The 25878-nt window shown below is 59.2% G+C and carries 22 protein-coding genes and 1 pseudogene; 10 read left to right on the forward strand and 13 right to left on the reverse strand.

Annotated elements, in window-relative coordinates; genetic code table 11:
* Nucleotides 1–13 precede the first annotated feature (13 nt).
* Complete coding sequence (locus AC07TV_RS04360; protein WP_494647179.1) at nucleotides 14–1972, forward strand: monovalent cation:proton antiporter family protein; 1959 nt, start codon at nucleotides 14–16, stop codon at nucleotides 1970–1972.
* A gap of 45 nt (nucleotides 1973–2017) precedes the next feature.
* On the opposite strand, the gene AC07TV_RS04365 is transcribed toward AC07TV_RS04360, so the two are convergent.
* Complete coding sequence (locus tag AC07TV_RS04365) at nucleotides 2018–2686, reverse strand: prepilin-type N-terminal cleavage/methylation domain-containing protein (protein ID WP_494647180.1); 669 nt, start codon at nucleotides 2684–2686, stop codon at nucleotides 2018–2020.
* 128 nt (nucleotides 2687–2814) lie between these two features.
* On the opposite strand from AC07TV_RS04365, the gene AC07TV_RS04370 reads away from it, so the two are divergent.
* Nucleotides 2815–4497, forward strand: coding sequence for a hypothetical protein (locus AC07TV_RS04370; RefSeq protein ID WP_494647181.1), 1683 nt, complete (start codon nucleotides 2815–2817; stop codon nucleotides 4495–4497).
* Here the strand turns inward: AC07TV_RS04370 and AC07TV_RS04375 are convergent.
* The 12 genes from AC07TV_RS04375 to AC07TV_RS04430 all read right to left on the reverse strand — a co-directional run bounded on the left by AC07TV_RS04375 (nucleotide 4475) and on the right by AC07TV_RS04430 (nucleotide 20601).
* A complete protein-coding gene (locus AC07TV_RS04375; RefSeq protein ID WP_494647182.1) occupies nucleotides 4475–5767 on the reverse strand; it encodes an adenylate/guanylate cyclase domain-containing protein in 1293 nt (430 codons plus the stop codon). The genes AC07TV_RS04370 and AC07TV_RS04375 overlap by 23 nt on opposite strands.
* A gap of 96 nt (nucleotides 5768–5863) precedes the next feature.
* Nucleotides 5864–6607 carry a prepilin-type N-terminal cleavage/methylation domain-containing protein gene (locus AC07TV_RS04380; RefSeq protein WP_494647183.1) on the reverse strand — a complete coding sequence of 248 codons (744 nt, stop codon included), beginning with the start codon at nucleotides 6605–6607 and terminating at the stop codon, nucleotides 5864–5866.
* Complete coding sequence (locus AC07TV_RS04385; RefSeq protein ID WP_494647184.1) at nucleotides 6588–9212, reverse strand: hypothetical protein; 2625 nt, start codon at nucleotides 9210–9212, stop codon at nucleotides 6588–6590. Before AC07TV_RS04385 ends, AC07TV_RS04380 begins: the two co-directional genes overlap by 20 nt.
* Nucleotides 9213–9268: 56 nt before the next feature.
* Nucleotides 9269–9640, reverse strand: coding sequence for a hypothetical protein (locus tag AC07TV_RS04390; protein WP_494647185.1), 372 nt, complete (start codon nucleotides 9638–9640; stop codon nucleotides 9269–9271).
* Entirely contained in the window at nucleotides 9637–10239 is a 603-nt protein-coding gene (locus AC07TV_RS04395) for a hypothetical protein (RefSeq protein WP_494647186.1), read from the reverse strand. Before AC07TV_RS04395 ends, AC07TV_RS04390 begins: the two co-directional genes overlap by 4 nt.
* Nucleotides 10236–11744, reverse strand: a complete 1509-nt coding sequence (locus tag AC07TV_RS04400; RefSeq protein WP_494647187.1) for a hypothetical protein — start codon at nucleotides 11742–11744, stop codon at nucleotides 10236–10238. The genes AC07TV_RS04395 and AC07TV_RS04400 overlap by 4 nt, the downstream gene beginning before the upstream one ends.
* Complete coding sequence (locus AC07TV_RS04405; RefSeq protein ID WP_494647188.1) at nucleotides 11741–12940, reverse strand: type II secretion system F family protein; 1200 nt, start codon at nucleotides 12938–12940, stop codon at nucleotides 11741–11743. Before AC07TV_RS04405 ends, AC07TV_RS04400 begins: the two co-directional genes overlap by 4 nt.
* A gap of 2 nt (nucleotides 12941–12942) precedes the next feature.
* Nucleotides 12943–14649, reverse strand: coding sequence for a GspE/PulE family protein (locus AC07TV_RS04410; protein ID WP_494647189.1), 1707 nt, complete (start codon nucleotides 14647–14649; stop codon nucleotides 12943–12945).
* 5 nt (nucleotides 14650–14654) lie between these two features.
* Nucleotides 14655–15887: a tetratricopeptide repeat protein gene (locus AC07TV_RS04415; RefSeq protein WP_494647190.1), complete on the reverse strand. Its 1233-nt coding sequence runs from the start codon at nucleotides 15885–15887 to the stop codon at nucleotides 14655–14657.
* A 9-nt stretch (nucleotides 15888–15896) separates the two neighbouring features.
* Nucleotides 15897–17687 carry a secretin GspD/PilQ domain-containing protein gene (locus AC07TV_RS04420; protein ID WP_494647191.1) on the reverse strand — a complete coding sequence of 597 codons (1791 nt, stop codon included), beginning with the start codon at nucleotides 17685–17687 and terminating at the stop codon, nucleotides 15897–15899.
* 104 nt (nucleotides 17688–17791) lie between these two features.
* Entirely contained in the window at nucleotides 17792–19177 is a 1386-nt protein-coding gene (locus tag AC07TV_RS04425) for an AAA family ATPase (protein ID WP_494647192.1), read from the reverse strand.
* The gene (locus tag AC07TV_RS04430; protein WP_494647193.1) at nucleotides 19174–20601 is read right to left on the reverse strand and encodes a sigma-54-dependent transcriptional regulator; all 1428 of its coding nucleotides are present in this window, start codon (nucleotides 20599–20601) and stop codon (nucleotides 19174–19176) included. The genes AC07TV_RS04425 and AC07TV_RS04430 overlap by 4 nt, the downstream gene beginning before the upstream one ends.
* A 99-nt stretch (nucleotides 20602–20700) precedes the next feature.
* Between AC07TV_RS04430 and AC07TV_RS04435 the strand changes: the two genes are divergently transcribed.
* The 8 genes and pseudogenes from AC07TV_RS04435 to AC07TV_RS04470 all read left to right on the forward strand — a co-directional run bounded on the left by AC07TV_RS04435 (nucleotide 20701) and on the right by AC07TV_RS04470 (nucleotide 25878).
* Entirely contained in the window at nucleotides 20701–21513 is an 813-nt protein-coding gene (locus tag AC07TV_RS04435; RefSeq protein WP_494647194.1) for an ABC transporter ATP-binding protein, read from the forward strand.
* Nucleotides 21506–22297: a lipid asymmetry maintenance ABC transporter permease subunit MlaE gene (mlaE, locus tag AC07TV_RS04440; RefSeq protein WP_494647377.1), complete on the forward strand. Its 792-nt coding sequence runs from the start codon at nucleotides 21506–21508 to the stop codon at nucleotides 22295–22297. The genes AC07TV_RS04435 and mlaE overlap by 8 nt, the downstream gene beginning before the upstream one ends.
* The gene (gene mlaD / locus AC07TV_RS04445; protein WP_494647195.1) at nucleotides 22297–22767 is read left to right on the forward strand and encodes an outer membrane lipid asymmetry maintenance protein MlaD; all 471 of its coding nucleotides are present in this window, start codon (nucleotides 22297–22299) and stop codon (nucleotides 22765–22767) included. Before mlaE ends, mlaD begins: the two co-directional genes overlap by 1 nt.
* Entirely contained in the window at nucleotides 22764–23489 is a 726-nt protein-coding gene (locus AC07TV_RS04450) for an MlaA family lipoprotein (protein WP_494647196.1), read from the forward strand. Before mlaD ends, AC07TV_RS04450 begins: the two co-directional genes overlap by 4 nt.
* A gap of 19 nt (nucleotides 23490–23508) precedes the next feature.
* A complete protein-coding gene (locus AC07TV_RS04455) occupies nucleotides 23509–24120 on the forward strand; it encodes an MlaC/ttg2D family ABC transporter substrate-binding protein (protein ID WP_494647197.1) in 612 nt (203 codons plus the stop codon).
* On the forward strand, nucleotides 24117–24398 hold the full coding sequence (locus tag AC07TV_RS04460; protein ID WP_494647198.1) for an STAS domain-containing protein: 282 nt from the start codon (nucleotides 24117–24119) through the stop codon (nucleotides 24396–24398). Before AC07TV_RS04455 ends, AC07TV_RS04460 begins: the two co-directional genes overlap by 4 nt.
* Nucleotides 24399–24409: 11 nt before the next feature.
* Nucleotides 24410–25096, forward strand: a pseudogene (locus AC07TV_RS04465) (ABC transporter ATP-binding protein); the annotation flags it as partial.
* A gap of 29 nt (nucleotides 25097–25125) precedes the next feature.
* On the forward strand, nucleotides 25126–25878 hold the full coding sequence (locus AC07TV_RS04470; protein WP_494647199.1) for an ABC transporter permease: 753 nt from the start codon (nucleotides 25126–25128) through the stop codon (nucleotides 25876–25878).

The following is a 25878-nucleotide window of genomic DNA, read 5'->3' on the forward strand; positions in this document are numbered from 1 at the left end:
TCACGCAACGACCTTGAGCGCACTCTCCCTCGTCCTCCTCCTGCTCGGTGCCTCGGTTCTGGCCGTGGTCATCTTCCGTCGTTTCAATTTGCCGCCGGTGCTCGGCTACCTGTTCGTCGGCAGCGTCATCGGCCCGCATGCGCTGAACCTGATGAACGACGTCTATCGGGCCGAGCATCTCGCCGAATTTGGCGTCGTTTTTCTGATGTTCTCCATCGGTCTCGAATTTTCGCTGCCCAAGCTGTATGCGATGAAGCGCATCGTTTTCGGCCTGGGCATGCTGCAGGTGATTCTGAGCATGACCCTGATTGCCGGGCTGATCATGCTTTTCGGCGTCAGCTGGCAACTGGGCATCGCCCTCGGCGGCGTATTCGCCATGTCTTCGACAGCCGTTCTGACCAAGCTGCTGGTCGAACGCCAGCAGCTGGATTCGGCACACGGGCGGGAGATCATGGGCGTCCTGCTCTTCCAGGACCTCGCCGTGGTCCCCCTGCTGGTCATCATTCCCTCGCTGACCCAGCCGCCGGAAAAACTGGCCATGCTGTTGGCGGTGGCATTGTTCAAGGCTGTCGTGGTGCTGGCCGTCATTCTTGTCTTCGGCCAGAAACTGATGCGCAAATGGTTCCATTTTGTCGCACGGGCCAAGTCTTCCGAAGTGTTCGTTCTCAACGTGCTGCTGATTACGCTGAGTCTCGCCACAATCACCGAACTAGCGGGGCTGTCGCTGGCGCTTGGCGCTTTCGTCGCCGGCATGCTGATTTCGGAAACCGAATACAAAATGCAGGTGGAAGAAGACATCAAACCCTTCCGCGATGTGCTGATGGGACTCTTCTTCGTTACCATCGGCGTCAAACTCGATCTGCATATTCTGGTCGGGCTGTGGTGGCAGGTCTTGCTGGCGCTGCTTGCCTTGTTGCTGATCAAGTCGCTGGTTGTCGGCCTGCTCTCATGGCGACTGGGCTCTTCGCCGGGCAATGCCATCCGCTCCGGCTTGTGGCTGTGCGCGGGTGGTGAATTCGGCTTCGTGCTGCTTGGCGAAATCATCAACATGCCCCGGGAAATCCAGCAGGTCGCGTTGACCGTGCTCGTCCTCTCCATGCTGATCGCGCCGTTCATCGTCCAGTACAGCGAGCGGATCGTCGTGCGCTTCGTCGCCAGCGAATGGATGATGCGCTCGATGCAATTGACCAGGATCGCCGCTCAGTCCATGGGTGCCGAAAAACACGTGATCCTCTGCGGTTTCGGCCGGAGCGGGCAGTACCTAGCCCGTTTTTTGAACCAGGAAAGCATCGCCTATGTCGCCCTCGACCTCGATCCGGACCGTGTCCGGGAGGCAGCGGCTGGCGGGGAAAACGTCGTTTATGGCGACGTCGGCAGGAAAGAAGCCTTGATGGCTGCCGGCCTGATGCGGGCCAGCGTGGTGATCGTCACCGTCAGCGACACCCAGTTGGCCGAGAAGGTCCTGCATCACGTTCAGGAGTCGCGTCCTGACCTGCCGGTGGTCGTCCGCACCTTCGATGAGCGTGATATGGACCGTCTGACCAGGGCGGGGGCGGCGGAGGTTGTCCCGGAAGTGCTGGAGGCCAGTCTGATGCTTGCTTCACATGCCCTGGTGCTGGTTGGGGTCCCGGTCAACCGGGTGCTCAAGCGTATTCGTCAAACACGCTCCCAGCGCTACAGCCTGTTGCGCGGTTTTTATCGGGGCATATCTGACCGTGATCATGACGACGACGATGAACATCACCCGCGCCTTCACTCTGTGCTACTGGTTTCAGGCGCCGCTGGCATTGGGCAGACCCTGGATGCGCTGAATCTTGACGAACTTGATTGTGAAGTCAGCGCCATCCGCCGGCGCGGTATTCGTGCTCTGGAGCCAGCCCCGGAAACACGCCTGGAAGAAGGGGATGTGGTTGTCGTCCTTGGCCTCCCTGAAGCAGTCACTGCAGCGGAGGAGCGCCTGCTGCAGAAATGAAAAAGCCCGCCGGGGCGGGCCACATTTGCGTTGTATTTTGGACGCTTACAATCCCATGCAAACCGTATAAGAGGTTGCGTCGTCAATTAATCCGGTGGTACCGGTGTTGGGAACCGGACTCACTGCAGTGGTTTGATTTGCGGTTTGAGTGGCCATTGTCTGCATTGAGCCAGTAGCTGTATTGCCATCATCCATGGTGATGTCCAGTTGTTTGGCAAATTTTCCCAGAATGCCTTGCGAACATACGATGTACGATCCGCGTAATCCGGTAATCGGCGTACTGACTGCGCTGGTGATGCCGATTATGCCGCCATCAGCATTTTTCGGAATGTAGTCAGCAGCGGATGTAACGGTCGGGCCTGCAGCAAGGCCGGCAAGTCGAACATGCTGCCAGAACAGGAAGCTTTCATCAGTGGCTGTTGTGGTGTTCCATGCGCCATTTATTACGCCATTCCCGAGGCAATTGCTACAGGTTGCCGTCGTGGCGCCGGTGACGTGGGTGCTTGCAGCGGAATCATCTCCGGGCAGCGCTTTGTATTTATCCTGATAGCCATAAATAAACAGAGGAATGTTTCGGAAGTCCGTCGCAAAGTTTTTAACTTTTGCGCTGTTGATCAACTCCTGCCCCTTCAGCACACCGCCCAGCAGTAGCCCGATAATGACAAGAACAATGGCAATTTCGACGAGGGTAAAGCCTTTTTGTTGGTATTTCATGGCATTCTCCAATTGAATTCTGGTTAATCATTCGCAAATTTCGTGCCTATGCGTTTTGGCGTATATTTGGCAACTCTTTACAAATGGCTGGGTAATAAGTGTCGAGATATGGACAGGTTGTCTGAAATATGAACACCGGGATCGTCGGCCAAATTGCCAGCCGCCTGGCCGCTTGGCCGCATTTTCTGCTGGCAACCCATTTGTTGATGCTTCACGCACTGGCGTTTGGCGGGTGGAAGATTCCTGCTGTTCGTTTGCTATGGGTGGTTGCTCTCGGCCTTTTCCTGATTTGGCAGCCCTTTGTCGCCGGCGAGCGCCGGATCGAATTGCGGCAAGGGATCGTGTTGCTCGGCGTGGTTCTGGGATCTACGCTCTTGCTCGGTCCGTGGCTGTTATTGATCTGGTGCGGAGCGCTCGCGGCAGCCATTGGTGGGCGAGTGCTGGGGACCGAAAGATCTGGCGAGCGCTCAGGCTATCTTCTGGCTTTCGGATATCTGGTCGGTATCACTGTCCTGGGTGCGATACCGGAAATTTCGCCGGCGGTAGCCATCGATCCGGTTTTGCGCGGATCACTTGCCCGTTTCATGCCGATATTTCTCCCCTTTCTGCTTGTTTTTCCGGCCCGGGCGCCGCAGCGTAAATCTGGCGAAGCCTTTGATCTGTTCTATGGGGTCATGGTTTTTCTTGTCCTCGCCGTTTTTGTGCTGGGGGCACTGGCTTACATGCTGGTTGGCGGGGCTGGCTATGTCGAAGCCTTGTTCAAGACTTCGCTGGCTGTTGCCGGGGCGTTGCTGGTCGTGGCTTGGGCATGGAACCCGCGTGGCGGTTTTTCCGGCATCGGTTCGGCGATTTCACGTTATATGTTGTCGCTTGGTATGCCGCTTGAGCAGTGGCTCGTTCAACTTTCGGAGGAGAGTGAGCGATATACCGATCCGGCGCTGTTTCTCGATGCGGTGATGCTGCGTTTGCAAGGTATTCCGTGGATTGTCGGTGTTTCCTGGCGAGCCGGAGAGCGGGCCGGACAGTCCGGCGAGCAGAGCCCATATGCCCACACTAGCCAAGCGAACGAACTGACGCTGTCGGTCCATTTTCATCACTCGCCTTCACCAGCCATGCGTTGGCATGTCGAGTGGCTGCTCCGCCTTGCTGTCGAGTTTTACCTGGTCAAGTTGCAGACGCACCGGTTGCAGCGCATGGGTTATGTTCAGGCCATTTATGAAACCGGCGCGCGGGTGACGCATGACGTGAAGAATCTGCTCCAGTCTCTGCAAGTGCTTTGCTATGCGGCGAATCAGCCAGGTGATCCGGCCGAGGTGGCGGCTTTGCTCGGCCGACAGCTACCGCAAATTGCAGACCGCTTGAAAGCGACGCTGGATAAACTGCAGTCACCGCAAATCGAGCGTCTGGAGATGGTTGGCGCCAACGAATGGTGGCGCCAGTTTAAGGAGCGCAACGGACATTTGGAGGTCGATTGGCAGGGCGAAGCCACTGCCGGTCAGTTCTTGCCCGGCCCGCTGTTCGACAGCGTGGCAGAAAACCTGTTGCAGAACGCGCTGGCCAAACGTTTGCGCCAACCGGGTCTGAGGATCAGCGTACTTTTTGCTGATGGCAGCCTGACAGTCTCGGATGATGGTCAGCCTATTGACCCCACTGTGACCGGCGTCTTGTTAAAAGAGCCGGTTAAATCCGAAGACGGTCTGGGAATCGGTTTGTATCATGCAGCCCGGCAGGCTGACGGGGTGGGTTATTCACTGGTCCTGGCTGAAAATCGACCGGGGTGCGTGGCATTCACCCTGTCGATCCGCCGATAGGTTGTTGCGCCCGTAAGCCGTTCAGGCGATAAACGACGGTATTGCCTTTGCCCTTGAGATAGAGCGTCTGTGGGTCATCGAAAGAAAAATGCTGGGCCAGGCGCAGGTGGGTAGTTGCATCAACATGGATCATCCCCGGAGTGCCTTCGCTGGTGATCCGACTGGCCAGATTGACGGTGTCGCCCCACAGGTCGTAGATGAACTTCTTCTTGCCGACGACACCGGCAACGACCGGCCCGGTGCCGATGCCGATACGAACGTCGAGATGCATGTCGTTTACCGTGAAGTCGCGATGCAGCAGGTCGCGCATGGCGACTGCCAGTTCGGCGATGGATCGGGTGTAGTTGGTCTGCTCGTTGTTGAGGCCGCCGGCAACCATGTAAGCATCGCCAATGGTCTTGATTTTCTCCATGCCATATTGCTCGGCCAATTCGTCGAAAGACGAGAAAATCCGGTTGAGCATGGCGAAAACCTGCTGTGGCGTCAGCCCTTCGGCGATCCGAGTGAAATTGACGATATCGACGAACATGATCGTGACGTCGGCAAAGCCGTCGGCGATGGCCTGGCTGTCGCGTTTCAGCCGTTCGGCGATTGGGCCGGGCAGGATGTTGAGTAGCAGTCGCTCGGAACGCTCCTGCTCGTCCTGCAGCAGTCGATGCGTTTCTTCAAGGCTGGCTTGCGTCTTGGCTTTTTCCTGAACTGCGTAGCGCAACAGCAGGTAGACGATGCTGGAGATGGCGGCAAAATTCAGCGCGAAGAAAAAGACGCTGGTTCGTATCGATATCCTGGGGGCATTGCTGGCCAGGCTATCTGCCAGAAAATAGTCAAAAAAGCCGGATAGTGCCGTCAGGAAAATGTAGGCGATGAACCAAGCGAGCGATTCGCGAACGCCGAAAAACAGGACAGCCCCGATCGGGGCGAGCAACCCCCACAGGCTGGTGCCGCTGGCCGTGATGAAGTTGCCGATACTCCATTGCACGGCAAACGGTGCGAACAGGAAGAGGGCCAGTTGCGAATAGCGAAATAGATCGAAATTGCCGCTGCGAAAGTAGTAAAGCAGGTTACCGACCAGCAGCAATTGGAAAACGAAGGGAGCATTCGCTGAAAACTGCGGCCCCATCTGACCATACAGGAACAGCCAGAGCATCGAGCCGGTGCACACCAGGCCGGTGGCAAAAACCAGCAACGACTTTTTCAGGCGTGTCTCAGCATCGTCTTCGGGGCGAACGCCGCCGGTGCGCAGGGCAACAAGAAATGGTTGGCGATTCACGGAGGCGCTTTGATGGAGACAGGAATGTCCGAGAGGTTCAGTTTGGCAGTCGGCCTGCCCCCGGTCAATATGCTGAACGGCTTGCTTGAGTGAGACCTACGGGAGTTTTCCGACGGCAACCATGCGCGACTTGAGCACGGTGGGGATGATCCAGGTGACGAGATCGTCGAAACTGTCGGTGGGGGTGTGGGCGATGAAGGTCAGATCGGCGTCGGCATTTTCTGCTTCGTCGCCAGCGGCTCCGGGTAATTGCGCACCAGTCGGCTGATAGGCACCGGTACTGCGGGTACCGTGACTGACAATAACTGCTGGAATTGCCGAAGCGATGTTATTGCCGGCACCATCCTGAATATTTGCCCGACCGTTGGTGTCCAGTGTGAAACGGGTTCGCATCCCTTGATCCATTTCGCTCTGGAGTAATGGGTTTGAATATTCTCTACCGGCAAAGTAAGTAAAACGGTTCCCCCATGGGTCGGTTTCTTTCAAGCCTAGTGTTTGCCATGGAACGACGCCATGCTCAAGCGCGCACGTCTTGTCCCCGCTGCAGTCGGCCGGCGCGCAAATAAGTGCCTCATTTCCGCCGCCATTTTGTATGGTTAGTGCCGGATTGGCAGGGCAAGGCAAACGTCCGGCTGACATTGCGAAGCCTAGCAGCGAGTCTCGAATCTGGGCCAGTTGTTCTTGGGCTTCCTTGTTCAGTATCTGCTCACGCTGGCCAGAAAGGCCGAGCACGAGACCTCCAGAGAGAAGGGCGACAATGACCAGCACGATAGCCAGTTCGACGAGCGAAAAGCCACGTTGATTCGACTTGTGTGAGGGGTTAATAGGCAAGCCGATCATTGAATGTGGTTATTGGAAATTTTGTAGAGGGTGGATAGTTAATTGGGGGCTGGCATGTCGCCCGGAGTGCTTCAAGTTCGGACTCGTTCATTATTTTGATTGGTCCGGAGATAAAGGTCTTCTTGATTTTGATTGGGTCGTTCGCATCGCCATCCCGTGATGGATCGTTGTTACCGTTTTCCAGATAATTTGCTGTTGATTTTGGTGTTGCAGCGCGATCCTGAAATTTCCAATCGCAAGGTGCAGACGCATTGCTCCATCCTCTTTTACCCGCGGCAATGGCAACTACGCGGTACTTCGGTCTGGCACCGTTTACAAGCGGGTCGTTAAGGATGGTTAGGTCGCCTTCGGCCGGACGGACATGGTTGCTGATCTGGTAGAAAAAAAGGTATTTCCATGCATTGGCAACCCACCACTTTTTACTGCTTCCTGTAGCGGGGGCAAGTAAGTCGCATGCCTTGCCATACCAGAGTGCGGGAACGGTGGCAGCGGCCATGCTGCTGTTCAAGGTGGTGTCGAGCTGCTGGGCCGCCGTTAGGGCGGCATTAAGCAGCCCCTGGGTGGTGGCGAGTGCGCTATTGGCATCGGCGAGGAGGCTGTCGCTGGGGTTGGCAAGGTATTTTTCCAGTCGTGCCATGCTGCCGGTTTCGCCATCGAGGCTGTTGAGCAGGCGGCTGGCGGCGGTGTAGGCAGAGCTGTCGCTGTCTTCCTGGGTGGGCACGCCGTTGATGATGCCGCGGCGGGCCTGGGTGGCAATCTTGTCGGCGTGGTAGGCGGCGGTGTCGCTCCAGTAGATGACTGCCTTGACGGGAGTGCGCAGCGCCCGGGCGGCGGTAACGTTGGCCGGCGCCTGGAGGGTGGCGCTGGTCAGTGACTGGCCCAGCGTTTTCAGGGATTCGAAGGCGGCATTGTCATTGAGCGTTTGCGCCAGTTTGTTGAGCGCCAGTGTTGCCTGGGTGGCGCTGGCCTGGATCGCGGTGGCTGTGCTGTCCACGCTCGCTGTGGCACTGAGCGCATTGTCGAGCGCAACCAGGCTGGTGGCACGGGAGGTGGACATGAGCGTTGTGCCGGCATTGAGCGAATTGACCAGCGTTTTGGCGGTGTTCAATACCGTGCTCAGCTGCGCGCGGGTGGCTGCAGTGTCGCTGGCGGCCAACATTTCTTGCTGCGAGGTGATGTCTTCGGAACGGAAAGCAACGTCCTGGATTGAAAGTATTGTCGTGGCAAGACTTTGGTTGCCGTTGTAAAGGGCCTGTGTGGAGACCATGGCCTGAGCGATTGCTGACGGATCGAGAGTTTTTTTTGCGGCGTTGAGACTAAGGGCTGCGGCGCTGGAAGCAGTAAACGCGGTGTTGATTCTGGCCTCGATGTCGGGGTTTGGGGTGGAGGCGAAATTCAACAGGCGGTTATTGAGTTCGTTGACCGTGGTGAGCACTTTATTCAGGTTGCTTGCAGTCGGTGCGGCGCTGGCGAGGCCCAAGGCCGCGGCCAAGTCAGCGTTTTGCGCTTGCAGTTCAGTCAGGAAAATGTCGAAGCCGCTGTTGCCCAAGGCTTCCTGAAACGTCGCGAGGCCGGGCAATGCGCTGGCGATGGCACCCGGCAGCGTTCCGGCAAGTGGGGTAAAGGTGGTTTTGTTCACGGTCGCGTTGGCCAGGGTATTGTCCAGAGCATTGAATTGCAGGCTGGCGTCAACGGCGCTGATATTCAGGGCAAGGGCGACTGTGTACAGGCGGTCGAGGAGCAGGCGGGCATACGCCGCTACCTGCTGCAGTTGTTGCAGGTTGGCGGCCTGCGTGGTCGCCTCTGCCACGGTCGACGGGAAAATCAGGCTATTTTTGGAAAGCGTCAGCTTGGCAATTGCATCCTTGAGTGCGACGTCCGGATTGCCGGGCTGCGTGTCGGGGACCATGCCGAACAGGCTGTCTTCGACACCCTTGAAAATGCTGTTGGAGAGTGGAGCCGGCCACGGGTAGGTTTTTTGCACGTTGTCAGCGCTGTTTGAATGCTGGTCGAGGCAGGTGCGGAGCTCGTTGGCGATGCGTTGTTCGACGGCGGCCATCAGCTCCTGGCGGGTGATTGCAATGACGATATCGTTGTCGTCGGGCTGGCTGAGTTCGTTGCTGCGGTCGTGGTTGAAGAAATAGTCGTCGCCATCGGTGTTGCGAGCATCCGGCGCGCCGCGGGTGGCGATGATGACTGCGGCAATGTCGTTGCTGCTGTTTCCGACTGGAACATCCAGGCGAAGCGTGGTTGCCGTTTCGCTGTTGAGGATGACGTTGGCGCTTTGACCGCCAAAGGCCGGTGAGAGGAAATAGCGGAACTTCCCGCCCTGGGCATCCGAGTTTTCAGTTAGGTTCAGCGTTGACCAGGGGAGCCAGCCGCCATAGCTTGGGCAATCGTCTTGGGTAAATTTTGGTGAATTCCCATCGCCGATCTGATCTGGGCAGAGCAGTCTGCCGGGACGTGTGGCATCGTTTACCGCATAGGCGATCACGGCTTCCTTGGCTTGGGCTAGGCGCTGCAGGACGGCGTCACGCTCCTGGTTCTGGTGGCCACCGAGATTGCTGCTGCGATAGAAAACATAACCTCCGGCCAGCAGGAGCATGACAAGCAGGGCGAGGAGTGCAACGCCCCTCTGCGCGGAGGGTAGGGCGTGGTGTTTCATTTGCTGCGGTTGCCGCGTTTTATGTCGATGCGGCCGCTGCCGATCACGCTTTCGCGCTCACCGGTTGCCGGGTTGAAGGTGTCGCCGACCGGCACGCGCGGGGGCGGGGTGGTGCCTTCCCAGTCGGCTTCGCCGTTGATCCAGCGGGTGCGCCGGCCATTGCTGCTGCGGACCTCGCCGTTGATGGTCTGGCTGGCTTCAGTGTCGCCGGCATTGGGCTGGAAGCCGGGGTTGTGCTGGCGCTGCGCGTCGAGTCTGGCCCGTTGTTGTGGGTCAAGGAAGAGGCGGCCGAGCGGCGCTTCTTCGGCAAACCCGGGTATGGTGGCCTGGGCCAAAATGAGAAGGAGGATCAGGCGGGCCTGACTCATTTTTTTCCACTCGCCGGGCGAGCGGTCAGCCACTGCATGTCGCATTCGGCGCTGAGCTGGGCCATGACTTCTCGGCCATTTGCCTGGCTGGGCAGCGGTACCAGCTTGCAGCTGCGGACGATGACCAGCGCTCTGGCATTTTTCTCGACGCGGGCCAGGAAATTCAGCAGGTCTTCTTCGTGCAGGAGGCGGAGTTTCAAGAGCAGGGGACTGCTGAACCAGGCGTAGGTGGCGTCCTCGCCCTTGTCGAGGCTGGTCTGGGCGCCGAATTCGTAGCTCATGCCCGGGATGCGTAGCTCGCGCTGTGTTTCGCGGAGCATTTCCATCCAGTCGAGCCGTTTTTCATCGCCGGTGATGCCGGAGTTCTGCAGTTGCTGCAGGAGTTGGGTTCGCTCCCTGATTTCCTGCTCTTCGGTGCGGACCTGGCGCAGGCGTTGCTCGATCTGATTCTTGGCGGCGGTGGCGACACTGCGCTCTTGCTCGGCCTTGCCGGCGTCGAGCTGGCTGCCCCAGACGAGCAGGCCGGCGACGAGGAACATGGCGAGCGCAGCAAGCAACGGCAGCCAGAGTTTCGGGAGATCGCGGCCGGTCAGTTTCATGGCGCGACTTTCCGGACGATTTCGACGGCAAATTGCCGGGGCTGGGCTTCTTCGTCCAACCCGTCGCCGCCGCGCAGGGCGCGTCCCGATTCAATGTCGAAGGGCCGCTGCTGCACGTTGACGGTATTGGCGGGATCGGCGCGCAGCGCGTCGACAAATTGATCGAAGACGGCCAGGGTTTGCCGGGTCGTCGCCCGTTCAAGGTGGATGGAGCCCCGGACGGTGGTGATCTCCGGCTCGTTAACCTGGTTTGCCACGGTCAACCGGAAATTTTGGCCATTTTTCCAGTCGATGCCTTCGAGCGTGATAGCCGGCATGCGATCAAGAACCCGGCTCACCATGTGGTAGCTTGCGGCCGGCAGGCGCTGCTGGCGGACCAGATCGCCATAGCGGTTGGTCAGTCGGCGTAGTGTCTCGTGGTCGACATCCAGTTGCGGGAAGGTGGCCGAAATTTCCTGATAGCGCCGGTTGAGATCGGTTTCGTTGGCGATCAGCGCGCTGGCTTCGGCGCGCAGGTTGCTGGCCTCGTAGGTTTCCTTGGCGGCAAAAAGGACGCCGCCAAGCAAGGCGACCAGGCCGGCAGCGATCAGGCCATGGCGAATTTGCGCCAGACGGAAATGGTGGCGATGCGCCTCACCGGCAAATTGCTGGGCGGGCGGGGCCGTCGCCAGCAGATGGAGGAAAAGCTGGTCGCTGCGATTGTCGGCGGGCAGCGTGCGCAATTTGAGCTTGCCGGCGGCGACATGGCTGTCAATCAATCTGAAACTCAGCGGGCTTTGTTCCGGGCAGGCCTTTTCGATGGCCGGGATAGTCGCCGGGTGGGCGACGATGAATGCCGGCAGGCTCTCGTCGCGGCCGATCAGGCGCTGGCCGATCAGGTACTGATGCAGCTTGCCCGATTCGGCCGCCAGGGCACTGGCGATGCCGGCAATGCTGCTGTCGGTGAGCGGGGCCATGCGCGAAAAATGGGCATGGCCGTCGACCAGATAGGTCTCGCGGATCGAGTGATCCTGCACGGTGAGCAGCAGGCAGCGGCCGCTCTCCTGCCCCAGCTTCTTGAGAAGCTGGCCGCCCAGTTGGGCCACCGTGTAAATGCCGGCCAAGGGCACCTCGGCGTCGCTGATCCGGCGCAACCAAGGCTCGAAATGGGCCGGATTGGTGAGGGCCGAAAGGAGCAGTTTTTCGTTCTTGCGCTGGCTTTTCTCGTAGCCCAGCGAAATGGCTGCGGCGAGCGGCGTGCCGAGAAAATGCTGGCCGATCTTGCGGGTGATCAGTGTTTGCCGGTCACCGCCCTGCAGGAAGGGGATGGTTTCCAGGGCGTGGCCTTCCTCCGCGACATTGGCCAGAAGCGAGAACTGGCTGCTGCTGTGTTCCTGGAGGTATTCGGCAAATTGCCGCAGGCCGTCCTCGTCGCTGTCGAACACCCCCTCGGCGCGCAGGCTGCCCTGCTGCCAGGCGTGGGCCGACAGGCGATGGGTGTTGAGATAGAGGAGGCGGCAGCTCACGTTTTGATCTTGCTGATGACGTCGTAAATGGGGCCGATGACCGACAGCATAATCCAGCCGAGCAGGGCGCCCATGAAAAGGGTCAGCATCGGCTCGATCAGCGCCTGTGCCTTGCCGACCGATTCCTTGACGTCGCGGTTGTAAAAGTAGCTGACGTTGAGTAGCGCCTTGTCCAGTCCGCCGGTGCTTTCGCCGATGCGCAGCATGCGCACGACGAGCGGCGGAAACATGCCGACATCGCGGAAGGCGCTGGCCACGTTCTGGCCTTCGCGGATCGATTGCTCGACGCGCTCGAGCGCCTTGCGCACGACATGGTTGCCGACCACAGCCTGGGTGGTTCGGATCGACTCAAGTACCGGAATGCCGGAGGCGTAGAGCATGGCAAAGGTATTGGCGAAACGGGAGAGGATGATCTTTTTCAGGATCGGACCGATGACCGGCAGGCTCAGCTTGATCCCATCCAGGCGGACGCGCGCCAGCGGGTTGCTGCGCAGCACGGCCTGCAAGGCAATCACGGCAATGACCGGCAGCGCCAGGAAAATGTACCAGTAGCCGACCAGCAGGTCGGAGATGAAAAACAGCAGTTTGGTGTGCGGCGGCAGCACCTGGCCCATGTTCTTCACAAACAGCTTGAGCTGCGGGACCATGTAGATCATCAGGAAGAAGGTGGCGGAGAGCACGATGGTCGCCACGAAGGCCGGGTACATCAGCAGCTTTTTCGTATGCGAGGCCAGCTCGTCTTCCCATTTCAGCGATTCGGCCAGGCTGGCCAGCACGTCGGGCAGCTGGCCGCTGGCCTCGCCGGCGCGGATCAGGTTGCAGAACACCTGGCTGAAGATTTCCGGATGGGCGTTCATGGCCTGCGACAAGGTCTGCCCGCCTTCGATGCTTTCGATCAGCCCGGCCATCACTTCGCGGAAGCGGGGGTGGTCTACCGAGTCGCGCAGATCGGTCAGCCCTTCGAGGATGGGGACACCGGCCCGGGTCAGGTGTTCGAGGTGGAAGCAGAAATTGATCAGCTCCGGCCGCGGTACGCGCTGCCCGCCGAACAGGGCGCGATGCTTGATTGGCGAGCCGGTGATCAGGTCGAGATTCATGCGCTTGAGGCGCATTTCGAGGTCGACCAGATTGATCGCATCGAGTCGTCCGTAGGTCATCCGACCTTCGACACTGACGGCCTTGTAGTCAAACAGCACGGCTACATCCGATCAGTCAGGTCGACAACGCGGGCCAGTTCCTCAAGCGAGGTCGTGCCGTTCAGGACGCGCTGCATGCCGTCGTCGGCCAGCGTGGTGAAGCCTTGCAGCAGCGCCCGCGAGCGGATCTCGTGGGTAGTCGCGCGGCGGGCGATCAGTTCGTCGATGCCGGCGTCGATGCGCAGCAGCTCCATGATCGCGATGCGGCCGCGGTAACCCTGGAAATCGCACAATTCGCAACCGGTGGCGCGGAACAGCACCGGCCGGGGGCCTTCGCCAAGGCTGCCAAGCAGGCGGATCTCATGCGGTTCGGCGTGATACGGTGATTTGCAGTGATCGCACAGGCGGCGAATCAGGCGCTGGGCGATGATGCCGATGATATTGCCAGCCATCACGTCAGGCAGGACACCGATGTCGAGCAGACGCGGCACGGCGCCGATGGCCGAATTGGTATGCAGGGTGGTGTACACCTGATGACCGGTCATGGCGGCGCGGAAGGCCATTTCGGCCGTCTCGGCATCGCGTACCTCGCCGACCAAGATGACGTCGGGGTCCTGGCGCATCATCGAACGGATGCCGTTGGCGAAATCGAGCTTGGCGGTTTCCGAGACCGAGGTCTGGCGGACCATCGCCATCGGGTATTCGACCGGGTCTTCGAGGGTCATAATGTGAATGCCCTCGGAGTTGATATGGTTGAGCACCGAGTAGAGCGTCGTCGTCTTGCCGCTGCCGGTCGGGCCGGTAACGAGGATGATGCCTTCGGGTCGTGAAATCATCAGCTTGAGCTGGTGCAGATGTTCCTCGGCCAGGCCTAGCCCTTCCAGCGGGACGATGCCTTTTTGCCGGTCGAGAATGCGCAGGACGATGTTTTCGCCGTGGATGGTTGGCTGGCTGGCGACGCGAAAATCGATGGGCCGGCCGGAAACGGTGAGGCTGATCCGGCCATCCTGCGGCGCCCGCATTTCGGCAATGTTCATGCCGGACAGCACCTTGATGCGCACCGTCATCGCCGGCCAGTAGGACTTATGCAGGGCGCGAATCTGGCGCAGCATGCCGTCGATCCGATAGCGGATACGCAGGAAATTGGCTTCGGGTTCGAAGTGGATGTCCGAGGCCTCGCGCTTGACCGCGTCGGTCAGGATCGAGTCGATCAGGCGAACGACCGGCTGGCTGTACTCGTCGTCGGTGGTGGACAGGCTCTGCCAGTCGATTTCGCCGGTTTCGATCTCGTGCAGGATGCCGTCAATCGACAGTTCATGGCCGTAATACTGGTCGATGGCGTGGTCGATTTCCGATTCGCCGCCGAGCAGTGTTTCAATTTCGGAGCCTTCTTCCAGTTGACCGCGGACACGGTCGAGACCAACGATGTCGTTGATGTCCGAAATGGCCAGCGTCAGGCGGCGGTTCGGGATGTCGTAGTCGAGCGGCAGCAGGTGGTGGCGTTTGGCCAGTTCGCGCGGTACCAGCTTGAGCGCCTGCGGGTCGACGACAGCGTGCGAAAGGTCGATGCTCTGTTTGCCGAGGTTTTCGGACAGCGCCTGGCGCAGCGTGGCTTCGGTGACGAAGCCCAGCGAAACCAGCAACTTGCCGATCGGCTGGTTCTGTTTCATCTGCTCGAGCAGGGCGATGCGCAGCTGGTCTTCCGAAAGGATGCCTTCGGAAATCAGAATCTGGCCGAGCGGGCGGTGCTGGAGGGCGGAGGTGCTCATGGGCGTTATGGTTGCAACTCGCCCAGCCGCTTCTGGACATTGTCGCGGGAGAAGCCCGCCGGGCGTTTCGCCGATGCTTCCAGTGCCAGCCGATAGTGCTGGGCGGCGAGGCGCGGTTGGCGCAGGTGATCAAGGCTGACGGCCAGATTGAACAGGTAGTCCGGATTGTCGCTTTCGGCCGCCACAGCGTTGAAATACACCTGCTGTGCCTCGGCCCAGCGACCGTGGCGAGAATACAGATTGCCGAGCGCGAAATTGAGCGGCGCTGATTCCGGCTGGCTGGAGAGCAACGATTTCAAACGGCTTTCGGCCGTGTACGGGTCAGCATCGGCCGAAGGGGTGTTCAGGACGGCGGCTTGGGTTGCCGGATCGCTCGGATTGGCCACCAGAGCCCGCTGGCGCAAGGCCTCAGCGTCCGTGGCGCGCCCCTGGCGCTGGGCGATGGCGGCGAGGGCGAGCAGGGCGTCGGTGTTGTTCGGGTCGCGTTGCAGCGCCTGCTCGAACTCCCGGCGTGACAGTTCGGTATCGCCGCGTTGCAGGCTGGCGTGGCCGCGCGCCAGGTTGGCGTCAGGTTCCGGTTGGGTACGCGTCAGGCGAATCGGGGGGGAGTCGTCGCCATCGGGCGCCAACATCGGTGCCGGGCGCGCTTCCCGGCGCGGGAAAAGCGGGGGCGCGGCCGGTTCGGGAGCCGTTTCCACGGTCGACCGGGAAAAAGGGGCTAAATCCAAAGGTGGGGCGGTCTGAGCTGCCGGGGCGGCCCGGGGGGGCGATGGCTGGGCTGGCGTCATGCCAGCCGATGTGCTGGCCGCCAGCGATCCACGGTTCATTGAATTCATTTGATACCAGACATAGCCTCCGATGGCGATGCCGGCAATGCCCAGTGTGCCCAGAGCCAGCCAGAGCGGAAGTCGCGATGGCGCAGTCGGGAGCTGTTTGGCGGCAAAGGCATTGCGAACGGATTCACGCGCCTCGGCCGGCCTGGCTTGCGGGGTGGCGCGGGGTTCAACGGCGGCCGGTCGAGGTTCGGGGAGTGCCGACTTGGCCAGCTCGGCATCGACAGCAGCGAGATGCGAGGCAAGGTCCGGCAATGGATTGGGCGAAGCCTTTGCCGGTTCCTGTGCAATCGGTTCAAGACTGAGCATGTCGCTGGCTGTAGGCAGCATTCCCCCTTGGGGGTTGCGGGCAGATTCCTGCTTGGCGTTTTCCGCCCGTCGCAGGGCATCCATCAGCAGGCTCATGCGTCGGCCTCAGCGGCTCGGAGTGATATTGAAGGGCTGCGCTTCATTCGGCTGAGCGAAAAAATTCTGTCCGGGCAGGTGGTCGCGCAAGGCCGCGTAGTCACCGTCGAGGCTGGCGTCCTTGATGACCACGGGACGGAGGAAAATGACCAGTTCAGTCTTCTGGGCTGCGTTGTTCCGGTTATTCACCAGTTCACCGGCCAGCGGGATTTGCCCGAGCAGCGGGACGCGCTGAGTCTGGTAGTCGATCTTGTCTTCCATCAGTCCGCCAAGAATGGCGATGTTGCCGCTGGCAACGCGCATCACCGATTCGATTTCACGGGTGCGGATGACCGGGACCAGGTTGCTGATATTGTTTTTCTTCAGATCAGGATTGGGGTCCGGGACTTCACGGGCGACGGTGGTGATCGTCGGGCGTACATTAAGAGTCACCGCATTGCCATCGCTGATTTGTGGGGTAACGCTGACCACGAGGCCGACTGAAACGGACTGTGGCGTCGTCGTGTAGACCGTGGTGGTGCCGACATTGGCAGTTGTTGTTGTGTCAGCCTTAACGCTGAAGTAGACATAGTTTTCCACAACCTTCAACAGCGCTGTCTGGTTGTTCATGACTGAGACTCGGGGGCTGGAAAGTACTTTGGTTGTCCCGAATGTGTTGAGCATCGTGATCAGTGCATCCGGATTGCCACCCCTGTCATAGCTGAGGTTGTAGGCGTTCTTCGTGAGGACATCTCCAATGAAGTTGAGTGAGCCAGCACCTGCCAATTGCGTCCAGTTAATGCCCTGCTGGTAACCATCTTTCAGCGTCACTTCAACGATGGTCGCTTCGATCAGTACTTGTCGCTGCGCCGAATTGACGACCCGATCCACAAACTCCTGAATCCGATCATGCTGGCGTTGTGTCGCGCGCACCGTAATGACGCCGCTTTCGGCGTTCATGATGACTGAGGCCGCCTCCCGGAAAGTGCTGCGGCGTTCAATGGAGGTGCCGGTCGCCTGGCTGGCCGAATTCGGATTGGGGTTTGCCTGCAGGGCATTGGCGATAGACTGGGCGGCTCGTTGCCCAACACTCTGGGGCAGAGCGGCGGCGCCAGTCGAGGCTTGCGCGGAGGATTTTTCAATGACTGTTTCGCTCGATCCTTCCGGGAAGACCTTGTCTGTCTCGCGCAGGATGTCCTTGATGTTCTTTTCCAGCGACTCCCAGAATTGATTGCGGGAGCTGTTTTCAATGCGCGTGTTGGAAATGTTTCCGCCCCCGCCGGTGGCCGGTGCGCTGCTGTTGCCCGTGCTGCCGGTCGTTCCGGTAGCAATCTGGGTGTTGGTCGAGACCGTGCCTGTGACATTACGCGCCATATTCACGTAATCGACCTTGTAATGTTTCAGGAACGGAGAATCGGGCATGACTGCGAGGTTCGGGCCATCCAGTTCGAAGCGCATGTCGACCTGTTTCGAAATCCGGGTCAGCAGTTGCGGCAAGGTCTGGTCAATGGCATTCAGGGTAACAGTGCCGGTGATCCCGGGGTGAATGTCGACATTAGTCTTGGCGTCGCGGGCCAGGGCAAAGAGCAGCTCGCGAACCGGAACGTTATTGACGACAACGCTGTAGGTTTCTGCCTTGCGGGTTGTGCGCGGCGTGGGCAGGGCCAGTGTTTGCTGGACCGGGGCAGGTATGTTGGCGGATGCCGTTGGTGCCGTGCTTGCTGTATTCAGGTGCCCCTTCAGCGGCTCGCGCGGGGTTGGCGCCGCACAGGCGGCCAGCAGGAAAGAAACGAGCGTTACGCTGATGAAACCGATTTTCATCGGGTTTTGCCTTGTCTGAGCGGGGTGGTCACGGGTCACGGTATATCGCTATGATGCTAGCACGTAAATTGGCGTGGTAACACGGGTTGGCGCATGCTGATCGGCTAACGTAATTTGCTGACCTGCCTTGGAAATGGCTGCGCTGCCTTGATCGACTCCGGCAGGCTCTGCATGGCTGCAACCGCTTCTTCTCGGCTTGCGTAATCGCCAAAAATCACCCCGACACGATCTCGCCCGGAAAGACCGGAGCGGTAGGCCCGAATTTGCGATGGGTCAAGCGCGGCATTTGCCCGGGCGAGGAAGCCCTCAATCTGGCCCGTTTGAGTGGCGTCAGTGGCCAGTAATTGAATGAAGTAATGATTGCTGGGGGCGTCTGCAATCCACTGGTCGTACTGCCCAAAATGCTGGCGGGTCAGGGGGGCAAAGCGGATTTTGTCCGAACTGGCCGGCTGGCTTTGTGTTTCAGGGTGTAACGGAGCAGGTTGCTGGCGCTTGCCGGGCTGGGCTGTCTGAACAGCTTGCGGGGCCTCGCCTGAGGCCGGTGAGTTGCCGGCGTCGGTCTCCCTGAACGCGCTGGGCGGCGCTCCAACGAGGAGGGCGGCGAGCAGGGCGACGACACTGGCGCCTGCAGCCCCCCAAAGCAGCGGCTTCGGGTTGAAGGGGGCTTTGGGTTTCAGCGGTGAAAAGCGTGCGTCCTGTGCCGCGAGCTTGATCTCGTTGCCGCCAACTTGATGGGCGCCGCTCGAATAGGCGGCAAGCAGGGCTTTGTCGGCAAGAATATTGATGCGTCGCGACAGCCCCTCCGAGACCTTGGCTATCGTTGTTACGGCGTCTGCCGTGAATGGATTGGGGCCGTGATAGCCGGCGGCGCGCAGGCGAAACTCGATGTAGGCGGCAACGTCGTCCTGTTTGAGTGGCGTCAGGTTGAAGTGCTGGGTGATGCGCTCGCGCAACTGGCGCATGTCGGTAGCGGCGAGGCGCTCGTCCAGTTCGGGCTGGGCGAAGAGTGCGATCTGCAGGAGTTTCGCGGCTTTGGACTCGAGGTTGGACAGCAGGCGGATTTCTTCGAGCGACTCGGCCGGCATCGCATGCGCTTCGTCGATCAGCAATACCACGCGTTTGCCCTCGGCGTAGCGCGCGATCAGGGCGTCCTGCAAGGCGCGGGTCAGCGAGTGGGTAGCCTTGCCGTCGGTCGGAATGCCGAGTTCATCGGCGATGGCGCCGAGAATTTCCTGCCGGGAGAGCGATGGATTTGCCAGGTAGAGTGTTTCGACGTTTTCGGGCAAGCGCTCGAGCAGCATCCGGCAGAGCATGGTCTTGCCGCTGCCGACTTCGCCAGTGACCTTGACGATGCCTTCGTCCTGAGTAATGGCGTAGATCAGAGCGTCGAGCGTAGGGCCCCGGTTGGCCCCGGTAAAGAAAAAATCGGTGTGCGGCGTAATGCGAAACGGTGGCTCGCGCAGACCGAAATGGTCGAGATAAAGGCTCATCGGCGGGTCCAGCTTTCCATGCGATTGTAGAGCGTCGTGCGGTTGATGCCGAGGCGGCGGGCGGCTTCGCTCATGTTGCCGGCGCTCAGTTCAATGGCCGCTTCGATATAGCCGCGTTGCCACAGTTCGAGTGTTGCGTCCAGGTTGAGCTGCGACGCTTTTTCGAGGTGTCGACGCGCCGCCTGCTTGACCTCTTCGAGGTCGCCGGCAATAAGCATGGTGGTGCCGGTTGTTGGCTCCGGTGTGTCGAAATGGTCAAATTCGGCGCGTAACTGCTCGGCGCTGACGATCTGTCCCGGGTAGCGAGCGCTAAGCCGAATGGCGACGTTGCGCAGTTCGCGGACATTGCCCGGGAAGCTGTAGTCGAGCCAGAGCGATTGCGCTGGAGCGGCAAGCTGAAAAGGTTCGGTACGAACGCTTGCGGCGCAGCTCTTGCGAAAATGCTCAAGCAGGAGTAGCCGGTCCAGTCCTGTTTCCCGCAATGGCGGCACGGTTACGGTGAACACCGAAAGACGGTGAAAAAGGTCCGCCCGAAATCTCCCCGCTCGCATTTCCTGACGCAAGTCGCGGTTGGTGGCTGCAACGATACGTGCCGTGGAAACCCGGGTTTGTGTTTCGCCGACGCGCTGGTATTCGCCGTTTTCGAGTACGCGCAGCAGTTTGGGTTGGAGGTCTAGTGGCAGTTCACCAATTTCGTCGAGAAAGAGGGTTCCGCTGTCGGCATCTTCGAAATAGCCAGACTTGGCATTGGTGGCTCCGGTAAAGGCGCCCTTGGCGTAGCCAAAAAGTGTCGGCTCAAGCAGTGTTGGCGAAATGGCTGCGCAGTTCAGGGCGAGAAAGGGCTTGTCCTGGCGGTCGGTCAGGCGGTGCAGGTAGTGACTGGCGACAATGTCCTTGCCGCTGCCCGACTCGCCTTCGATGAGTACGGGGTAGGCGAGATTGGCGTATTGGCTGAGTTGCAGGCGGAGTCGCTGCATGGGCAGACTTTCGCCGATCAGTCCGCCGGCCTGCGTGGTCTGGGATTCGTTGCCAAAACGCAGGGCTTGCCGGAATAGCTCAGTCAGGCGACTGGGGTCGCATGGCTTGGCGACAAAATCGACCGCGCCCAGCGTGCGCGCATGGCGGGCGTTGCTCTCGTCGCTCTGGCCTGAAAGAACGATGATCTTCATGTCCGGGGATAAGGCCAGCAGGTCGCCGATCAACGCAAATCCCTCGTCGGGACGGTGCGGGAGAGGGGGAAGGCCAAGATCGACCAAGGCAAGCTGAGGCGGTTGCCGGAGTTGCCGAAGCAGGGTCAGGGCATGCCCTCTGGAATGACTGGTGAGAACGTCATATTCCTGCGCGAAGGCGAAACTCAGCGATTCGCTGATGAGCGAATCATCGTCGACGATCAACAAGAGTGGCTTGGCTGATGGCAAGAGCACAACATTCCATATGAAATTTGTTGGATTATAGCCTTGTCGTTTCCCGGCGACGGTGGGGCTTTCTGCTAAAATCGACCGACTTTTTCCAAGGAATATGCTTTGTCCGACGACATCCTAGTCGATATCGAAGAACTCCAATTTGCCTACGATGGTCAGCCGGTCCTGCAGGGAATCAACATGAAGATTCCGCGCGGCAAAGTCGTGGCCATCATGGGCGGGTCCGGTTGTGGCAAAACGACGCTGCTGCGCTGCATCGGCGGCCAGTTGCGGCCGACCGGCGGGCGCGTTCGCCTGGAAAAGCATCAGGTGTGCGGAATGTCGGAAGCGGAGTTGTATCGTTTGCGCCGGCGGATGGGCATGCTTTTTCAGTTTGGAGCCTTGTTTACCGACATGACGGTATTCGAGAATGTCGCTTTCCCAATGCGCGAACACACGGATATGTCGGATGAAATGATCCGTGATCTGGTGCTGATGAAACTCGAGGCGGTCGGTTTGCGTGGCGCGCACAAATTGATGCCAGGAGCGTTGTCCGGCGGCATGGCCCGGCGGGTGGCGCTGGCCCGTGCCTTGGCGCTTGACCCGATGCTGGTGATGTACGACGAGCCTTTTACAGGGCTCGACCCGATTGCGCTAGGCGTCATTGGTCAGTTGATCCGCAAGTTGAACGATGCGCTGGGGGCAACTTCGATCATGGTCACCCACGATATTCAGGAATCCCTGCTGATCGTCGACTACATCTACTTCATGAATGGCGGGCGGGTGGTCGCCGAAGGAACGCCGGACGAGATCCGTGCCTCAACCGACCCATTTGTTCATCAGTTCGTTCACGCTGCGCCGGACGGCCCGGTCCATTTTGACTATCCAGCCCTCTCGGTGCGCGACGAATTTCTGGGTGTGGCTGCACATGCTTGACCCGGTTTCCATCATTCGGCAGCTGGGTCACGCGACGGTTGATCGCATTTGGCGACTTGGCTTTGCGGCGCGATTCATGTGGGCTGTGCTGATGCATTCGGGATCTTCTTTCCGTCGCCTGCCACTGACCCTGCGCGAAATATATTTCAGCGGCGTCCTGTCGCTGCTGATCATCATGGTTTCAGGGCTGTTTGTCGGTCTGGTGCTCGGTCTTCAAGGATATGAAATCCTCCAGCGGTTCGGCTCCACCGAGGCGTTGGGGACGCTGGTTGCCCTTTCGTTGACCCGTGAATTGGGGCCGGTTCTGGCCGCCATCTTTTTTGCTTCGCGGGCGGGGTCGTCGGTGACTGCAGAAATCGGCCTGATGAAGGCAACCGAACAACTGAAAGCGATGGACATGATGGCGGTCAATCCGATCGCCCGTGTTGTTGCGCCGCGTTTCTGGGGCGGTGTTATCTCGATGCCGCTGCTGGCTGCGATATTTTCGGCCATGGGTGTCCTTGGCGGATGGTTGATTGGCGTCGTCGTCATTGGCGTCGATGACGGTTCCTACTGGTCGCAGATGCAGGCCAGTGTCGATTTTCGCTATGACATATGGAATGGTGTGGTGAAGAGTTTTGTCTTCGGGATTGCTGTTTCCCTGATTGCCGTTTTTGAAGGTTATGACTCGGTGCCAACAGCCGAGGGTGTTTCGCGCGCCATTACGCGCACCGTGGTGACTTCAGTGCTGACCGTTTTGGCGCTGGATTTTGTCCTAACCTCGTTCATGTTCCGGGGAGCTTGATGAACCGTACCGTTCTCGACCTGTGGGTCGGTTTTTTTGTGGCAATCGGCCTGGCGGCCCTGCTGTTTCTGTCGCTCAAGGTAGGGAACCTGTCGTCATCACATTTGTCAGAATCATACGTTTTGAAGGCCAAGTTTGATAATATTGGCGGCCTGAAGGTACGTGGTCCGGTAAAAAGTGCCGGGGTAGTGGTTGGGCGGATCGTCGATATCCAGTTCGATTCAGCGACCTACGAAGCGGTGGTCAGCATGACGATTGACGGGCGCTACCACTTTCCGAAAGACACCTTTGCGTCGATCAATACGGCGGGGTTGCTTGGCGAGCAGTACGTCGGGTTTGATGCCGGTGGCGATGAAAAGATGTTGGCGGCCGGTGATACGATTGCCAAGACGCAATCAGCAGTTGTGCTCGAAAAATTGATCAGCCAGTTTCTATTCAGCAAGGCAGCGGACGGACAGGACAAGAAATGATGGACTATTTTTACGCATCGGGAATTCGTGGGGCGTGCCGCTCGGCCCTCGGGGCTCTCGTCGTCGCGTTGACTTGTTCGGGGGCGCTGGCCGAAGAAAATCCGCGTGACCCCTACGAGGCATTCAATCGCCCGATGTTTGCGGTCAACGAGGTCATCGACAAATATGCCGCCAAGCCGGTTGCTCAGGCATATGACAATGTGGTCCCGCTGCCGGTCAAGGCCAGTGTCGGCAATTTTTTTGGCAATGCCGGTGATTTGTGGGTCGGCGTCAATAGTGCCCTGCAGGGGAAGTTTGGCGATGCGGGTATTGACTTGGGGCGCCTGCTGATTAATTCGACGGTCGGTATTTTCGGCATGTTCGATGTCGCCAGCGAATTAGGCTTGGAACGGCATGATGAGGATTTTGGTCAGACCCTGGCGGTTTGGGGCGTGGACGGTGGCGGATATCTGTTCTGGCCAATTATTGGCCCGCGCAATGTGCGCGACACGGTCGGTTTTGCTGTTGGTACCTATGCTGATCCAGTAATGTATGTGCGCCCGGTGTCGGTGCGCAACAGCATGGCGGCGTTGCGTTTTGTCGACGTCCGCGCCAGTTTGTTGCCGTCCGACAAGGTCGTCGAAGAAGCCGCTCTGGATAAATATGCTTATATTCGCGACGCATATTTGCAGCGCCGCCGTAACCAGATTTTTGACGGTCGCCCGCCGCGGCTGGATGATTAATAAACTCACCTAATAAATAATGAAAAAGCTATTTGCCTTGTTTTTTGCCGGATTCGTGGTCAGCGCTGCCTATGCTCAGGAGGCACCGGATGCTTTGGTTCAGCGCGTCACCGATGATGTGCTGGAGATCATTCGCAAGGATAAGGATATCCAGAACGGCGATACCCACAAGGTCATCGAATTGGTCGACAAGAAGGTGTTGCCTCACTTCAATTTCTCTCACATGACCGCGCTGGCGCTCGGCAAGGAATGGCGCAAGGCCAGTCCGCAGCAGCAGCAGCAATTGACCGCAGAGTTCAAGACGCTGCTGGTTCGCACCTACGCCAACGCCTTGACTGGTTATAAAAATCAGAAAGTGGTCTATAAACCGATCAAAATGGCGCCGGCAGATACTGACGTGTTGGTCAGGACCGAGGTCCTGCAGCCCGGCAGCAAGCCGGTGCAGCTTGATTACAGCCTGGAGAAACTGGAGTCGGGCTGGAAGGTCTACGACGTGGTGGTGGCTGGTATCAGCCTGGTGACCAACTATCGTGATCAGTTTGCTCAGGAAGTGCGCAACGGTGGCATTGATGGCCTGATCGCTTCTGTGGCGGCCAAGAACAAATCTCTGGAAGCGAATTCCAAGAAATGATCGAACGTGAAGCGGGGCGCCTTGTCATCAAGGTGCCACTGGTGATGGCCAATGCGCGCGGCCTGCTCGAAGCAGGCCGTTCTGCTTTGCAGCCCGGTGAGCAGGTCTTTGACTTCTCGGAAGTAACCGAGGCCGATTCGTCTGCGCTTGCCGTGATGCTCGGCTGGTTGCGCGCGGCCGGTCTTGCACGGTCAACCGTAAAATTTGCCAATATTCCAAATGGCGTTGTTTCGCTGGCCGGGCTGTACGGCGTAACCGAACTGCTGCCCCTCGCCTGAGGGGGCGTTTCATGATTCCTGCCGTTTCCATCGTTGACGTCGTCAAGCATTTCGGCTCGCTGCAAGCGCTGGCCGGAGTGTCGCTTGATATTGAACAGGGTGAATTCTTCGGCTTGCTCGGGCCGAATGGCGCCGGCAAAACGACGCTGATTTCCTCGCTGGCCGGGCTGATTCGTCCGGATTCCGGGACGATCAAGGTGATGGGGCACGACGTTATCAGTGATTTTCGCCAGGCGCGTCGCTTGCTCGGTGTCGTCCCTCAGGAACTGGTTTTCGACCCCTTCTTCAATGTCCGCGAAACGCTACGTATCCAATCCGGCTATTTCGGCATCCGCAAGAACGATGACTGGATCGACGAAATCCTGGAACACCTCGATCTGACGAGTAAAGCCAATGTCAATATGCGCCGCTTATCGGGCGGTATGAAACGGCGCGTGCTGGTGGCGCAGGCTTTGGTGCACAAGCCGCCGGTTATCGTCCTTGACGAGCCGACTGCCGGTGTCGACGTCGAATTGCGTCAGGGCTTGTGGCAGTTCATTCGCCGCCTCAATGGCGAAGGCCATACGATCATTCTGACGACGCATTACCTCGAAGAGGCCGAAGCGCTGTGCAACCGCATTGCGCTCATGAAACAGGGGCGGGTGATTGCCCTGGATACTACGGCCAACCTCATGGCGGCCTATCCCGGCGCTTCGCTGGAGCAGGTTTTTGTGCGGACCATGCAGCAATGATCGGTTTTCTGACCCTGTTCGAAAAAGAGTTCCTGCGCTTCTGGAAAGTCAGTTTCCAGACCGTTGCCGCGCCGGTGCTGACAGCCTTGCTCTATCTGCTGATTTTCGGCCACGTGCTCGACGAACATGTGCAGGTGCACGGGGTGCGTTACATCAGCTTCCTGGTGCCCGGTCTGGTCATGATGCAGGTGTTGCAAAACGCCTTTGCCAACTCGTCATCAAGCCTGATCCAGGCGAAGATTACCGGCTCGATAGTGTTTGTTCTGCTGCCGCCGATTCCGTATAGCGCCTTCTTCGCGGCCTATGTCCTGGCGGCTGTGGCGCGTGGCTTGCTGGTCGGTGTCGGCGTGTTGCTGGCGACTGTATGGTTTGCCGAATTGAAGGTCGTTGCGCCGTGGTGGACGCTGGTCTTTGCGCTATTTGGCGGTGGTTTGTTCGCGGCGCTCGGCATGATTGCCGGCATCTGGTCCGAGAAGTTCGACCAGTTGGCGGCTTTCCAGAATTTCCTGATCATGCCGCTGACCATGTTGTCCGGGGTTTTCTACTCGATTTACACACTGCCCCCATTCTGGCAGGGGCTGTCGCATTACAATCCCGTTTTTTACATGATCGACGGCTTCCGTTATGGCTTTTTCGGCGTCTCTGACGTGGCGCCGGAAATCAGTCTGGCGGTCGTCGTTGCCTGCTTCGCTGCCGTGTCCATGCTGACTCTGCGCCTTTTGAAGCAGGGCTGGAAGCTGAGAGGCTGA

It is taken from the genome of Azonexus sp. GW821-FHT04F04 (genome assembly GCF_059420025.1).

Bases quoted from the DNA above. Each gene is read 5' to 3' on its own strand.
- AC07TV_RS04385 (WP_494647184.1), bottom strand. From the start codon at position 9,212: ATGCTCCTGCTGGCCGGAGGTTATGTTTTCTATCGCAGCAGCAATCTC.
- AC07TV_RS04370 (WP_494647181.1), top strand. From the start codon at position 2,815: ATGAACACCGGGATCGTCGGCCAAATTGCCAGCCGCCTGGCCGCTTGG.
- AC07TV_RS04455 (WP_494647197.1), top strand. From the start codon at position 23,509: ATGAAAAAGCTATTTGCCTTGTTTTTTGCCGGATTCGTGGTCAGCGCT.
- AC07TV_RS04410 (WP_494647189.1), bottom strand. From the start codon at position 14,649: ATGAGCACCTCCGCCCTCCAGCACCGCCCGCTCGGCCAGATTCTGATT.
- AC07TV_RS04390 (WP_494647185.1), bottom strand. From the start codon at position 9,640: ATGAGTCAGGCCCGCCTGATCCTCCTTCTCATTTTGGCCCAGGCCACC.
- AC07TV_RS04450 (WP_494647196.1), top strand. From the start codon at position 22,764: ATGATGGACTATTTTTACGCATCGGGAATTCGTGGGGCGTGCCGCTCG.
- AC07TV_RS04365 (WP_494647180.1), bottom strand. From the start codon at position 2,686: ATGAAATACCAACAAAAAGGCTTTACCCTCGTCGAAATTGCCATTGTT.
- AC07TV_RS04395 (WP_494647186.1), bottom strand. From the start codon at position 10,239: ATGAAACTGACCGGCCGCGATCTCCCGAAACTCTGGCTGCCGTTGCTT.
- mlaD (WP_494647195.1), top strand. From the start codon at position 22,297: ATGAACCGTACCGTTCTCGACCTGTGGGTCGGTTTTTTTGTGGCAATC.
- AC07TV_RS04425 (WP_494647192.1), bottom strand. From the start codon at position 19,177: ATGAGCCTTTATCTCGACCATTTCGGTCTGCGCGAGCCACCGTTTCGC.
- AC07TV_RS04470 (WP_494647199.1), top strand. From the start codon at position 25,126: ATGATCGGTTTTCTGACCCTGTTCGAAAAAGAGTTCCTGCGCTTCTGG.
- AC07TV_RS04460 (WP_494647198.1), top strand. From the start codon at position 24,117: ATGATCGAACGTGAAGCGGGGCGCCTTGTCATCAAGGTGCCACTGGTG.
- mlaE (WP_494647377.1), top strand. From the start codon at position 21,506: ATGCTTGACCCGGTTTCCATCATTCGGCAGCTGGGTCACGCGACGGTT.
- AC07TV_RS04380 (WP_494647183.1), bottom strand. From the start codon at position 6,607: ATGATCGGCTTGCCTATTAACCCCTCACACAAGTCGAATCAACGTGGC.
- AC07TV_RS04420 (WP_494647191.1), bottom strand. From the start codon at position 17,687: ATGAAAATCGGTTTCATCAGCGTAACGCTCGTTTCTTTCCTGCTGGCC.
- AC07TV_RS04415 (WP_494647190.1), bottom strand. From the start codon at position 15,887: ATGAGCCTGCTGATGGATGCCCTGCGACGGGCGGAAAACGCCAAGCAG.